Source organism: Achromobacter ruhlandii (assembly GCF_902859695.1).
Taxonomy (GTDB): Bacteria; Pseudomonadota; Gammaproteobacteria; order Burkholderiales; family Burkholderiaceae_B; genus Achromobacter; species Achromobacter ruhlandii.
In genome coordinates, this window is record NZ_CADIJL010000001.1 from 477,843 (window position 1) to 491,189 (window position 13,347).

Genomic DNA, 13,347 nt, shown 5'->3' on the forward strand with positions numbered 1-13,347 from the left:
TCCAGGGTGACATGACCTCATGACGTGCTCAGTCGGGTTTTTCAATAACGTTCCCATCGCGGTGCTGTTTCTGACGGTGGGGTTGGGATACCTGATCGGCAAGCTCAAGGTCGGGCCGATCCAGCTCGGGGGCGTGTGCGGCACGCTCATCGTCGCCCTGCTGATTGGCCAGACCGGCTGCCAGATGCGCGGCGACCTGAAGGAGGTCGCGTTCGCCCTGTTCATCTTCGCCATGGGCTATTCCGGCGGGCCGCAGTTCTTCGCCAACCTGAACCGCTCCAGCCTGCGCTACATCGTGCTGCCGGTCATCGAGGCGCTGCTGGTGCTGACCGTCGTGCTGCTGGCGGTGCCGCTGTTCGGGCTTGACGCGGGCACGGCGGCGGGGCTGGCGGCGGGGGCGGCAACCGAGTCGGCCGTGGTCGGGACCGCGGCGGAGGCGCTCAAGCACCTGGGTCTGCCCGACGCCGACGTGCAGCGCATGGAGGCCAATATCGCCACCGCCTACACGCTGACTTATCTGGTGGGCCTGATCAGCATCGTGTTCTTCACCAGCCAGGTGGCGCCAGCCCTGTTGCGCATCAACCTGCGCGAAGCCTCGAAAGCGCTTGAGGAAAAACTGGGCGGGGGACCGGGCGAGCCCGACGAGAACCTGCTTCCGACCCTGCCGCGGCTGGTGGGCCGCTCGCACGTGGTCAAGGACGCGGACGGCAGGACGGTGGGGGAGGTCGAAGCCGAATTGGGCGGACGCACCGCCATCAGCCGCATCCTGCGCAATGGCGAGGCGATCGCGCCCACGCCTGAGGACCGCCTGGCCACCGGCGACATCGTCGTCGTGCTGGGCCTGCGCCGCTTCGCGTTGCGGGCCGGCTCGGTCGTCGGGCCGGAGATCCAGTTGCCGGAGGCGCATGCCGATGACCTGCAGTTGGCCGAGCTGCAGGTCATCGTCAACAGGAAGACGGCCAATGGCCGCACCCTGGGCGAATTGGCCAAGGGGCCGCGCGCGCAGCGGGCGCGGGGCGTGTTCCTGCAGTCGATCCAGCGGTCCGGTCACATGCTGCCGCTCACGCCTGCCACCGTGGTGCAGTATGGCGACCTGGTGACGCTGGTGGGCGCCGAGCCCGAGTTGTCGCAGGCCGGCGCAGGGCTGGGCAACGAACTGCGGCGCAGCGGCGTGACCGACCTGGTGTTCCTGGCCTTCGGCATTCTCGCGGGCTTGATGATCGGCGCGCTGGGGGCACGCCTCTGGGGCATTCCGGTGTCGCTGGGCAGCGGTGGCGGCGCCCTGGTCAGTGGCCTGGTGTGCGGCTGGATCAACGCCAAGCGGCCCGCATTGGGGCACATGCCGGACCAGGCGGGGCAATTGCTCAAAGATCTGGGGCTGGCGGTGTTCGTCGCCTGCGTCGGCCTGTCGGCCGGGCCGGAGGCGGTGGCGCTGATCCGCGAGCACGGCGCGGTGCTGCCGCTGATCGGCCTGCTGGTATCGCTCGGGCCGGCCTGCCTGTCGCTGTGGGTCGGGCACAAGCTGCTCAAGATAGAGGGGCCGCTGCTGGTCGGCGCCATCGCGGGCCAGCACGTCAGCACGCCGGCGATCAGCGCCATCCTGGGCGCCAGCGGCAGCGCGGTGCCGCTGCTGGGCTACACCGTGACCTACGCCATCGCCAATGTGCTGTTGCCGGTGCTGGGACCGATCATTGTGTCGCTGGCGCATCACCTCGGTGGATGAGGCCGGCAGCGCGCGTTGCCCCATGAGGCGGAGCCAGGGTTTAACATAGGCTAGGGAAACTACCGAGACCGCCATCGACCGCGCCATGCGTGTCGCCCAAGGCGGCATCCCATCGCACCCCGCCGCCCCCGCCGTCACGGGCGCAGGCTCATGGAGACAAGATGCCCTACCTTACCCCGCTGCAGGATTTCCGCTTCGCGCTGAAGGAACTGGCCGGCCTGGACGATGTCCTCAAACTGCCCGGATTCGAAGAGGTGACGCCCGATCTGGTGGACGCCATCCTGGAAGAGAACGGCCGCTTCGTCGAACAGGCGATCGCGCCGCTGAACGTACCCGGCGATACCCGCCCGCCCGTCTGGAACGACGGCCATGTAACCGCGACGCCAGGTTACGCCCAGGGATTCAAGGACTATGCCGCCGGTGGCTGGCAGGGACTGCAGCATCCGCAGGCCTGGGGCGGGCAGGGGCTGCCCAAGCTGGTCGCGGCCGCGCCTGGCGAAAACATCCAGGCCGCCAGCCTGGCGTTTTCGTTGTGCCCGATGCTGACCGACGGCGTGATCGAGGCCATCCTCACCGTCGGCTCGGAAGAACAGCGCAAGACGTTCGTGCCCAACCTGATCGGCGGTAAATGGACCGGCACCATGAACCTGACCGAGCCGCAGGCCGGCTCGGACCTGGCCCAGGTGGCCACGCGCGCGGTGCGCCAGGAGGACGGCAGCTATCGCCTGTCGGGTCAGAAGATCTTCATCACCTACGGCGAGCATGACCTGGCCGAGAACATCATCCACCTGGTGCTGGCGCGCACGCCGGACGCGCCGCCCGGGGTCAAGGGCATCTCGCTGTTCATCGTGCCCAAGTTCCTGGTCGGCGCTGATGGCACCCTGGGCGCGCGCAACGACGTCTGGTGCGCCTCGCTGGAGCACAAGCTGGGCATCCATGGCAGTCCCACGGCCGTGCTGCTGTACGGTTCGGGCAAGGGCGAGGCGGGCGAGGGCGCGGTCGGCTATCTGGTGGGCGAGTTGAATCGCGGCCTGGAATACATGTTCATCATGATGAACGCGGCCCGCTATTCGGTCGGGCAGCAGGGCATCGGCGTGTCCGAGCGGGCTTACCAGCACGCGCTGGCCTATGCGCGCGAACGGGTGCAGGGCAGGGCGGTGGAAGGTTCCTCCGCGGCGGTCGCGATCGCGCGCCATCCGGACGTGCAGCGCATGCTGCTGACCATGAAGGCGCTCACCGAGGCGGCGCGCGCCGTGTCGTACGTGACCGCCGCCGCGCACGACAAAGGCACGCATCACCCGGATCCCGAGCAGCGCGCCCGCAACCGCGCGTTCTACGAATACATGGTGCCCATCGTCAAGGGCTTCTCGACCGAATCGGCGGTGGAGGTAGCCTCGCTCGGCATCCAGGTGCATGGGGGCATGGGCTATATCGAGGAGACCGGGGCCGCGCAGTATTACCGTGACGCGCGCATCCTGCCGATCTACGAGGGCACCACCGCGATCCAGGCCAACGACCTGGTCAGCCGCAAGACGCAGCGCGATGGCGGCGCCACCGCCTACACCGCCATCTCGGCCATGCGCGAGACCTTGCGGGCGGTCGAGGCCGAGTCGTCGCGGGCAGCCGCCGCCGACCGCGACGGCCTGCGCTTGCTGCGCGACAACCTCGACAGCGCCATCCAGGCCTATGAATCGGGCGTGGAATTCATCCTTGAACAATCCGCGGCGAATATCCGGGCGGTATACGCTAGCAGTGTGCCGTACCTGATGCTGGCCGGCGTGGTGCATGGCGGCTGGCAGATGGCGCGCGCGGTGCTGGCGTGCCGCCGGCACCTGGCGGGGGGATCAACCGATCCGTTCCATCGCGAGAAGCTGGCGACCGGATTGTTCTACGCCGCTCACATTCTGCCGCGCGCCCTGGCGCTATCGGCGGCGGTGCGCGCCGGCGTGGTGGCGGACGCCTGCGGCGCGGCCGCGAATATTGCATAAGGTTATATGTCTTGCGTATTTCCCCTGCAACAGGTTTGATGGAAGAATCGTTTCCAGGGGCGGCACAGGCCGCCGCCGAAACGTTTTTCAGGCCGGCCCCCGGACTTGGCGGCCGGTCGATTCCGTAACCCGAATCCGCAAGCAGGAGACACCATGAGCCATCTACGCCTGGGCGACACCGCGCCCGATTTCGAACAGGAATCCTCCGCCGGCCCGATCCGTTTCCATGAGTATCTGGGCAATAGCTGGGGCGTGCTGTTCTCGCATCCGGCCGACTTCACGCCTGTCTGCACCACCGAGCTGGGCTACACCGCCAAGCTGGCCGACGAATTCGCCAAGCGCAACGTGAAGGTGCTGGCGCTGTCGGTGGACGGCACCGACTCGCACACCAAGTGGATCGAGGACATCAACGACACCCAGTCGACCAAGGTCAATTTCCCGATCCTGGCCGACAAGGACCGCAAGGTGTCCGAGCTGTACGACATGATCCACCCGAACGCCAACGCCACGCTGACGGTGCGCTCGGTCTTCATCATCGACCCGAACAAGAAGGTGCGCCTGATCATCACGTATCCGGCCAGCACCGGCCGCAACTTCAACGAGATCCTGCGCGTCATCGATTCGCTGCAGCTGACCGACAGCCACAGCGTGGCCACGCCGGTCAACTGGGAAGACGGCGACGACGTCATCATCGTGCCGTCGCTGCAGGACGAAGCGGTGATCAAGCAGAAGTTCCCGAAGGGCTACAAGGCGGTGCGTCCCTATCTGCGCATTACTCCCCAACCGAATAAGTAAATAAGAAATCCGTGCGCAAGGCGGTGCGTCGCCGCTTGCCCGGATTCTGGCGCCAGCCACCCGCAAAGCCGCGTATTCCCTGGGAATGCGCGGCTTTTTCACAGGGGGCGGCGGCCGCGCTATATGCCTGGGAGCGATGAGCAATCAAAGAATGATTCGTTCCGTTCAGAACAGGCCCCCGGCAAACTTGCTCCACATTGCCAAACACGCGAAGGGAGCAGGGAATGTCTTTCAGGAAAGCCGGATGGTTGGCCGCCTTGGCCGCAGTGACGATGTCTCTCGCCGCGATCGCGCCGGCGCAGGCGCAGCAGAAGCAGACTCTTTTGAACGTGTCGTACGACCCGACGCGAGAACTGTATCGCGCCATCGATGACGCCTTTATCAAGCAGTACAAGGAAAAAGCCAACGTCGACCTGACCATCCGTCAGTCGCACGGCGGCTCCGGCCGCCAGGCGCGCTCGGTCATCGACGGCCTGGAAGCCGACGTGGTGACGCTGGCGCTGGCCTACGATATCGATGCCATCGCCGACCGCGGCCTCTTGCCCGAGAACTGGCAGGCGCGCCTGCCGCAAAACAGCTCGCCCTACACCTCGACCATCGTGTTCCTGGTGCGCAAGGGCAATCCCAAGCACATCAAGGACTGGGACGACCTGGTCAAGGACGGCGTGCAGGTGATCACGCCCAATCCCAAGACCTCGGGCGGCGCACGCTGGAACTATCTGGCCGCCTGGGCCTACGCGCTGGAAAAGAACGGCGGCAGCGAAGAGAAGGCGCGCGCCTATGTCGGCGAGCTGCTCAAGCACGTGCCGGTGCTCGATACCGGCGCCCGCGGCGCCACCACCACCTTCGTCGAGCGCGGCGTGGGCGACGTGCTGCTGGCCTGGGAAAACGAAGCCTTCCTGGCGCTGGAGGAACTGGGCCCGGACAAGTTCGACATCGTGGTGCCGTCGCTGTCGATCCTGGCCGAACCGCCCGTGGCCATCGTCGACAAGATCGTCGACAAGAAGGGCACCCGTGCCGCGGCCCAGGCCTACCTGGAATTCCTCTACACCCCGGTGGCCCAGGAGATCATCGCCAAGAACTACTACCGGCCGATCGACAAGACCGTGGCCGCCAAGTACGAAAGCAAGTTCCCCAAGGTCAAGCTGGTGACCATCGACGACAAGATCTTCGGCGGCTGGCGCAAGGCGCAGAAGGACCACTTCAGCGACGGCGGCACCTTCGACCAGATCTACCAGCCGCAGAAGAAGTAAGCGGACAACCAGCGGACGACGGCCATGACTTCAGCCTCGATTCCGACGGCAAAGGGCGCGCGGGCGCCTTTTGCCGTTCGGCGCAACAGCCCGGGCGTGCTGCCCGGTTTCGGCATTTCCATGGGCTACGCGGTGCTGTACCTGAGCGTGCTCGTGTTGATTCCCCTGGCGGCGCTGCCGATCAAGAGCGCCTCGCTGGGCTGGCAGGGCTTCTGGGACGCGGTCACGGCGCCACGGGTGCTGGCGTCCTATCAGCTCACCTTCGGCGCCTCGCTGCTGGCGGCGCTGGTGAACCTGGTGTTCGGCACCATCGTGGCCTGGGTGCTGGTGCGCTACCGCTTTCCCGGCAAGAAGATCCTGGATGCGCTGGTGGATCTGCCGTTCGCGCTGCCCACCGCCGTGGCCGGCATCGCCCTGACCGCGCTGTACGCCGAAAAGGGCTGGCTGGGCGCGCCGCTGGCCAACTGGTTCGGCCTGAAGGTGGCGTTCACGCCGCTGGGCATCGTGATCGCGCTGATCTTCATCGGCGTGCCGTTCGTGGTGCGCACGGTGCAGCCGGTGCTGGAAGACATCGAGCGCGAAATCGAGGAGGCCGCCGCCAGCCTTGGCGCCGATCGCTGGCAGACCATCCGCCGCGTGCTGCTGCCGACCCTGTTGCCGGCGCTGATGACCGGCTTCGCGCTGGCGTTCGCCCGCGCCGTCGGGGAGTATGGCTCGGTGGTTTTCATCGCCGGCAACATGCCGATGGTGTCCGAGATCACGCCGCTGCTGATCATCGCCAAGCTGGAGCAGTTCGACTACGCCGGCGCCGCCGCCATCGCCACCGTGATGCTGGTGCTGTCGTTCGTGCTGCTTTTCGTCATCAATCTGCTGCAGGGCTGGCAGGCCCGTCGCGGCCTGGGGAGACAGGCATGAGCTTTGTTGACCGTCCCGCCCACCTGACCGAGCCGCGCTGGGTGCGCGGCATTCTGCTGTTCCTGGCGCTGGGCTTTCTGGCGCTGTTTCTGCTGGTGCCGCTGGCCGCGGTGTTCTACGAAGCATTCCGCAAAGGCTGGGCGCTCTACCTGGAAGCGATCGTCGAGCCGGACGCCCTGGCCGCGATCCGCCTGACCTTGCTGGTGGCGGCGATCGCCTTGCCCGTCAATCTGGTGTTCGGGGTGGCCGCCGCCTGGGCCATCACCAAGTTCCAGTTCCGCGGCAAGCAGTTCCTCATCACGCTGATCGACCTGCCGTTCTCGGTGTCGCCGGTGGTGGCCGGCCTGGTGTTCGTGCTGCTGTTCGGCACCCAGGGCTGGTTCGGCGGCTGGTTGCAGGCGCACGACCTGAAGATCGTCTACGCCGTGCCCGGCATCATCCTGGCCTCGCTGTTCGTGACCTTTCCCTTCGTCGCGCGCGAGCTGATTCCGCTGATGCAGGCGCAGGGTAGCGAGGAAGAACAGGCCGCGCTGACGCTGGGCGCGAACGGCTGGCAGATCTTCTGGCGGGTGACGCTGCCGAACATCAAGTGGGGCCTGCTGTACGGCGCCATCCTGTGCAACGCGCGCGCCATGGGCGAGTTCGGCGCGGTGTCGGTGGTGTCGGGCCAGATCCGCGGCCTGACCAACACCATGACCCTGCATGTGGAGATTCTCTACAACGAATACCAGTATTCGGCGGCGTTCGCGGTGGCCTCGCTGTTGGCGCTATTGGCATTGGTGACGCTGGTGGCCAAGAACGTGGTCGAGTGGCGCAACGCGCGCTACCTGAAGGCGGCGGAGCTGCCGGTCGAGTATCCCGGGCCGGCGACGGCCATCAAGCCGGCCGTCGCCTGACGCGGCCGGCCAGACGGAGACAAGCATGAGTATCGAGGTTCGCAATCTATCCAAGCGCTTCGGCCAGTTCCGCGCGCTCAATGACGTATCGCTGCACATCGAGACGGGCGAACTGGTGGCGCTGCTGGGGCCTTCGGGCTGCGGCAAGACCACGCTGTTGCGCATCATCGCCGGGCTGGAATCGGCCGACACGGGCAGCGTGCTGTTCGCCGGCGAGGACGCCACCGCGGTGGACGTGCGCCAGCGCCAGGTCGGTTTCGTGTTCCAGCACTACGCGCTGTTCAAGCACATGACGGTGTTCGAGAACGTTGCCTTCGGCCTGCGCGTCAAGCATCGCTCGCAGCGGCCGCCGGAAGACCAGATCCGGCGCAAGGTGCATGACCTGCTCAACCTGGTGCAGCTCGATTGGCTGGCCGACCGCTACCCGGCGCAGCTGTCGGGCGGCCAGCGCCAGCGTATCGCCCTGGCGCGCGCGCTGGCGGTGGAACCGCGCGTGTTGCTGCTGGACGAGCCGTTCGGCGCGCTCGACGCCAAGGTGCGCAAGGAGCTGCGCCGCTGGCTGCGCCGCCTGCACGATGAGCTGAACGTGGCCAGCGTGTTCGTCACCCACGACCAGGAAGAAGCGCTGGAAGTGGCCGACCGCGTGGTGCTGATGAACGCCGGCAGGATCGAACAGGTCGGCACCCCGCGCGAGGTCTGGGAAGGACCGGCCACGCCGTTCGTCTACGGCTTCCTGGGTGACGTCAATCAATTGCAGGGCGTGGCGAGCCGCGGCGTCTGGGAAGGCGCCGGGCTGTCGTTGCCGGCGCCTGAACTGGCGCAGGCCGAGTCGCAACGCGCCACCGCCTACGTGCGGCCGCACGAATTCGATATCGAACGCTATCACGCTGGCGGCGCCGGCATCCCGGTGCGCCTGTCGCATGCCTACCTGGCCGGCCCCAGCGCCTACCTGGAATTGGCCAGCCAGGATTCCGACGCCGTCATCGAGGCCGAGGTGCCCGAGCATCTCTATCGCGAACTGGCGCTGCGCGATGGCGATATCCTGCTGGCCCGCCCGCGCCGGGCGCGTGTCTTCGCGGTGCAAGCATGACGGCCGCCGATCTCGCCGCCGGCCTGGCGCCGGCCCTTGCGGTTCGCTGGCACGAACTGATCGCGCGGCTGGCGGACGCGCGCCAGCGCTATCCCGACGCGGCGCTGGCCTCGTCGCTGGCGGCCGAGGACATGGTACTGACGCACGCCATCTACAGCGCCGGCCTGGACCTGGAGGTCTTTACGCTGGACACCGGCCGGCTGCACGCGGAAACGCTGGGCGTGCTGGATGCGGTGCGCGAACGCTACGGACGCGAGATCACCGTGTATCGACCCGAGTCCGGGGCGGTCGAGCGCCATGTGGCCGAGCACGGCGCCTACGCCTTCTACGAGAGCGTCGAGCTGCGCAAGGCCTGTTGCCAGATCCGCAAGGTCGAGCCGCTCAAGCGCGCGCTGGCCGGACGCGGCGCCTGGATCACCGGGCAGCGGCGCGCGCAATCGACCACGCGCGGTGAACTGCACCTGGAAGAGGACGACGCCACCTTCGGCCTCTACAAGTTCAACCCGCTGGCCGAATGGCGCGAAGAGGATGTCTGGGGCGTGATCCGCGGCCTGGGCATTCCCTACAACCCGCTGCACGACCAGGGCTATCCGTCCATCGGCTGCGAGCCCTGTACCCGCGCCATCCGCCCTGGCGAAGACCTGCGGGCCGGGCGCTGGTGGTGGGAGTCGTCGGACTCCAAGGAATGCGGCCTGCACGCAGGCAACCGGGTCATTGGCATCGTCGCGGAAACCACGCGCGCCTGACGCCCGTCACGTATCAAGAATTCGTTTTAGGGGAATACCTATGTCCGCAGTGATTCAACGCAGCCACCTGGACTGGCTGGAATCGGAAGCCATTTTCATCATGCGCGAGGTGGCGGCCGAGAGCGAGAAGCCCGTGTTGCTGTTCTCGGGCGGCAAGGATTCGGTGGTGCTGCTGCGCCTTGCCGAAAAGGCGTTCCGGCCGGGGCGCTTTCCGTTTCCGCTGATGCACATCGACACCGGCCACAATTTCGACGAGGTCATCGCCTTCCGCGACGCCCGCGCGGCCGAACTGGGCGAGACCCTGATCGTGCGCAGCGTGGAAGACTCGATCAAGCGCGGCAGCGTGGTGCTGCGGCGCGAGACCGACTCGCGCAACGCGGCGCAGGCCGTGACGCTGCTGGAGGCGATCGAGGAATTCGGCTTCGACGCCTGCATCGGCGGCGCCCGCCGCGACGAGGAAAAGGCGCGCGCCAAGGAGCGCATCTTCTCGTTCCGCGACGAGTTCGGCCAGTGGGACCCCAAGGCCCAGCGCCCGGAACTGTGGAACCTGTTCAACACCAAGGTGCACCGCGGCGAGAACATGCGGGTGTTCCCGATCTCCAACTGGACCGAGCTGGACGTCTGGCAGTACATCCAGCGCGAACAGCTGGCGCTGCCGTCGATCTACTTCAGTCACGAGCGCGAGGTGGTGCGGCGCAAGGGCCTGCTGGTGCCGGTCACGCGCCTGACGCCGCCGCGGGACGGCGACACCGTCGAGCGCCTGTCGGTGCGCTTTCGCACCGTGGGCGACATTTCCTGCACCTGCCCGGTGGCCTCGGATGCCGCCGACACCGCCGCCATCATCGCCGAGACAGCGGTGACCGATATCACCGAGCGCGGCGCCACGCGCATGGACGACCAGACTTCCGAGGCCTCGATGGAGCGCCGCAAGAAGGAAGGCTATTTCTGATCGCACGAGTGGCCGGCGCCTGGCCGGCCGACAGGGGACGCATATGAACGCAGTAAACGATTCTTTTCTTTCGGGCGCCGACTCGGGCGTGCTGCGCCTGATCACCGCGGGTTCGGTGGACGACGGCAAATCAACGCTGATCGGCCGCCTGCTGTATGACAGCAAGGGCGTGTTCGCCGACCAGCTCGACGCCATCTCGCGCGCCAAGTACAAGCGCGTGGCCGAAGGCGGCATCGACTTCTCCCTGCTGACCGACGGCCTGGAAGCCGAGCGCGAGCAGGGCATCACCATCGACGTGGCCTACCGCTACTTCTCGACCCCGGCGCGCAAGTTCATCATCGCCGACGCGCCCGGCCATGAGCAGTACACCCGCAACATGGTGACGGGCGCATCGACCGCCGACGTCGCCGTGATCCTGATCGATGCCACCCGCGCCGCCGACGGCAATCTGCTGCCGCAGACCAAGCGCCACAGCACCATCGCCCGCCTGCTGGGCATCCGCCACATCGTGGTGGCCGTCAACAAGATGGACCTGGTGGATTGGGACCAGGCCGTGTTCGAGCGCATCCGCGCCGCCTACGCCGATCTGGCGTCCCGGCTTGGCATCGCGCACTTCCACGCGCTGCCGCTATCGGCGTTGAACGGCGACAACGTGGTGACGCGGTCGGACAAGACGCCGTGGTACGCCGGCCAGCCGCTGTTGACGCTGCTGGAATCGCTGGAACTGGCCGGTGACGGCGGCGCGGGGCCGCTGCGTTTTCCCGTGCAGTGGGTGTCGCGCCACGACGGCAGCAGCAGGGACGATTTCCGCGGCTACGCGGGCCGCATCGCCAGCGGCGTGCTGCGTCCCGGCGACGAGATCGTGGTGCAGCCGTCGGGCGTGACGGCGCGCGTGCAGGAAGTGCGGCTGTTCGATCGCGCGCTCGATGAAGCGGTGGCGGGCGACTCGGTGACGCTGGTACTGGACCGCGACGTCGACGTCTCGCGCGGTGACGTGATCGTGCACGCGGCCGCGCCGGCGCAAGTCGCGCGCGAATTCGAGGCGGAACTGTGCTGGCTCGATGCGCAGGTGCTCAACCCCGCGCGCAAGTATCTGCTCAAGCATGGCACGCGACTGACGTCGGCGAAGATCCGCGCGGTGCTCTCGCATCGCGACATCCACGAACTGCAGGAAGTGGAGAACACCGAAGGCACGCTGCGCATGAATGACATTGGCCGCGTCGCGTTCACCACGCGTGAGTCGTTGGCGGTCGATCGATACGCCGATGTGCCCGCCACCGGCGCCTTCATCCTGATCGACGAAGCCACGCATCAGACCGCGGCGGCGGGCATGCTCCGGTAAACCGCAAGTCGGGGCGGGAAGAGTCCGCCCCGCACCGGTTTTTGGGTGTTGTTTTTATTCCAAACCCAATGCCGGCGCGGGTTTCCGGGCGATATCGCAACATGAAATCGAATTGTCCGGACGCCGTCTTCGTCTTGCGGTAAAGTGGGGCTGTCTTACGAAAAGGCTTTTGGTGCTTGTCAAAACCACTGTGTTTTTGTACAGTAGTTTTCATGGCACGCACCGATCATTCTTTTCCCGCCGGTTCTGGGTCCCCGGCTGCCGCCCCCGCCGCCTTGCGCGGTCGGGGTGCGGTTACTAATGTTCGGCATCGCTTCCAGAAAGACGACCGCGCGCAGGTCGACGACGGCTGGTCCGGCTCGGGTCTCCCGGCTGATTTCGTCGATGCTGTCCCCGATATTTCCCCTGACGATTCCATCGATAAGACCGGCCTGGCCGATCAGGCCGATGCCCCGGCCTTGGGGGCTGCCACGGTCATCCCCATCCTGCCCGACGTCCGCCGGGCGCCCGCGGTTCCCAAGACCACCGTCACCGCCGAAGAAGCCCGCAAGATCCTGTCGCGCAACGATTCGCCCGACATCCCCTTCGACGTGGCCGTCAATCCCTACCGTGGCTGCGAGCATGGCTGCGTCTATTGCTACGCCCGTCCCACCCATTCCTACCTGGGCTATTCCCCCGGCCTCGACTTCGAAACCCGGCTGGTGGCCAAGGCCAACGCGGTCCAGGCGCTGCGGGCGGAAATCAGCCGGCCCGGCTACAAGCCGTCGCCCATCAACATCGGCTCGGCCACCGACGCCTACCAGCCCATCGAGCGCGACTGGCGCCTGACGCGCGGCATGCTCGAGCTGATGCTCGAGACCCGCCACCCCCTCACCATCGTCACCAAGAACGCCCTGGTGGCGCGCGACCTCGACCTGCTGGCCGCGCTGGCCGAGCAGAAGCTGGTGGTGGTCTACATGAGCATCACCACGCTGGACGCCGACATGGCCCGCACGCTCGAGCCGCGCGCCGCCGCTCCGTGGCGCCGCCTGGAGGCCGTGCGCACCCTGACCGCCGCCGGCGTGCCGGTCGGCGTGCTGGTGGCGCCCGTGATCCCGTTCATCAACGATGACGCCATGGAACACATCCTGCAGGAATCGAAGGCGGCCGGCGCGCACTACGCCAGCTACACCGTCATCCGCCTGCCCTGGGAAGTCAAGACGCTGTTCGAAGACTGGCTCAACGCCCATTTCCCGGACCGCGCCCAGCGGGTGCTCCATCGCATCGAAGACCTGCGCAACGGCCGCCGCAACGATCCCAACTTCGGTTCGCGCATGCGCGGCACCGGCATCTGGGCCGACCTGCTGCGCCAGCGCTTCGCCGTCGCGACGCGCAAGCTGGGCCTGAATCGCCACCGCCTGTCGCTCGACTGCGACCGCTTCCAGCCGCCCGCGTCCGCCGGCGCTTCCGCCTCGTTGTTCACGGCCGCCGCCGGTACGGCCGAAGTCTCCGTTTTTCCATCCCCGGTTGGCGCGCAAGCGTCTTCAGGGGTCCCTTTTCCCAGTGCCATGCCCGTGGCCGGCGCCTACGGGCGCGGTGCGCGCCAACTGCGCGCCATGGTCGCGGGGCAATTGTCGTTGTTCGACTGACCCGTGGCTCGCCCACGGGTTG

The 13,347-nt window shown here is 67.0% G+C and carries 11 protein-coding genes; all 11 read left to right on the forward strand.

The window, feature by feature from the left end; all coding sequences use genetic code 11:
• Positions 1 to 19: 19 nt before the first annotated feature.
• The 11 genes from aspT to HV742_RS02150 all read left to right on the forward strand — a co-directional run bounded on the left by aspT (position 20) and on the right by HV742_RS02150 (position 13,325).
• On the forward strand, positions 20 to 1,723 hold the full coding sequence (gene aspT, locus HV742_RS02100) for an aspartate-alanine antiporter (protein WP_175144361.1): 1,704 nt from the start codon (positions 20 to 22) through the stop codon (positions 1,721 to 1,723).
• A 161-nt stretch (positions 1,724 to 1,884) separates the two neighbouring features.
• Positions 1,885 to 3,711: an acyl-CoA dehydrogenase gene (locus HV742_RS02105; RefSeq protein WP_175144362.1), complete on the forward strand. Its 1,827-nt coding sequence runs from the start codon at positions 1,885 to 1,887 to the stop codon at positions 3,709 to 3,711.
• Positions 3,712 to 3,864: 153 nt separating this feature from the next.
• Positions 3,865 to 4,506: a peroxiredoxin gene (locus tag HV742_RS02110; protein ID WP_006388282.1), complete on the forward strand. Its 642-nt coding sequence runs from the start codon at positions 3,865 to 3,867 to the stop codon at positions 4,504 to 4,506.
• 224 nt (positions 4,507 to 4,730) lie between these two features.
• Positions 4,731 to 5,759 carry a sulfate ABC transporter substrate-binding protein gene (locus tag HV742_RS02115; RefSeq protein ID WP_175144363.1) on the forward strand — a complete coding sequence of 343 codons (1,029 nt, stop codon included), beginning with the start codon at positions 4,731 to 4,733 and terminating at the stop codon, positions 5,757 to 5,759.
• A 24-nt stretch (positions 5,760 to 5,783) separates the two neighbouring features.
• On the forward strand, positions 5,784 to 6,674 hold the full coding sequence (cysT, locus tag HV742_RS02120; protein WP_059269600.1) for a sulfate ABC transporter permease subunit CysT: 891 nt from the start codon (positions 5,784 to 5,786) through the stop codon (positions 6,672 to 6,674).
• Positions 6,671 to 7,570 carry a sulfate ABC transporter permease subunit CysW gene (gene cysW, locus HV742_RS02125; RefSeq protein WP_049072367.1) on the forward strand — a complete coding sequence of 300 codons (900 nt, stop codon included), beginning with the start codon at positions 6,671 to 6,673 and terminating at the stop codon, positions 7,568 to 7,570. Before cysT ends, cysW begins: the two co-directional genes overlap by 4 nt.
• 25 nt (positions 7,571 to 7,595) lie before the next feature.
• On the forward strand, positions 7,596 to 8,660 hold the full coding sequence (locus HV742_RS02130; RefSeq protein WP_049072368.1) for a sulfate/molybdate ABC transporter ATP-binding protein: 1,065 nt from the start codon (positions 7,596 to 7,598) through the stop codon (positions 8,658 to 8,660).
• On the forward strand, positions 8,657 to 9,406 hold the full coding sequence (locus tag HV742_RS02135; RefSeq protein WP_063584889.1) for a phosphoadenylyl-sulfate reductase: 750 nt from the start codon (positions 8,657 to 8,659) through the stop codon (positions 9,404 to 9,406). Before HV742_RS02130 ends, HV742_RS02135 begins: the two co-directional genes overlap by 4 nt.
• 40 nt (positions 9,407 to 9,446) lie before the next feature.
• Positions 9,447 to 10,355 (forward strand): sulfate adenylyltransferase subunit CysD, encoded by a 909-nt coding sequence (gene cysD, locus HV742_RS02140; RefSeq protein WP_059269604.1) that lies wholly within the window; start codon positions 9,447 to 9,449, stop codon positions 10,353 to 10,355.
• 43 nt (positions 10,356 to 10,398) lie between these two features.
• The gene (locus tag HV742_RS02145; RefSeq protein WP_175144364.1) at positions 10,399 to 11,697 is read left to right on the forward strand and encodes a sulfate adenylyltransferase subunit 1; all 1,299 of its coding nucleotides are present in this window, start codon (positions 10,399 to 10,401) and stop codon (positions 11,695 to 11,697) included.
• 212 nt (positions 11,698 to 11,909) lie between these two features.
• Positions 11,910 to 13,325 carry a PA0069 family radical SAM protein gene (locus HV742_RS02150; protein WP_175144365.1) on the forward strand — a complete coding sequence of 472 codons (1,416 nt, stop codon included), beginning with the start codon at positions 11,910 to 11,912 and terminating at the stop codon, positions 13,323 to 13,325.
• The last annotated feature ends 22 nt before the right edge of the window (positions 13,326 to 13,347 follow it).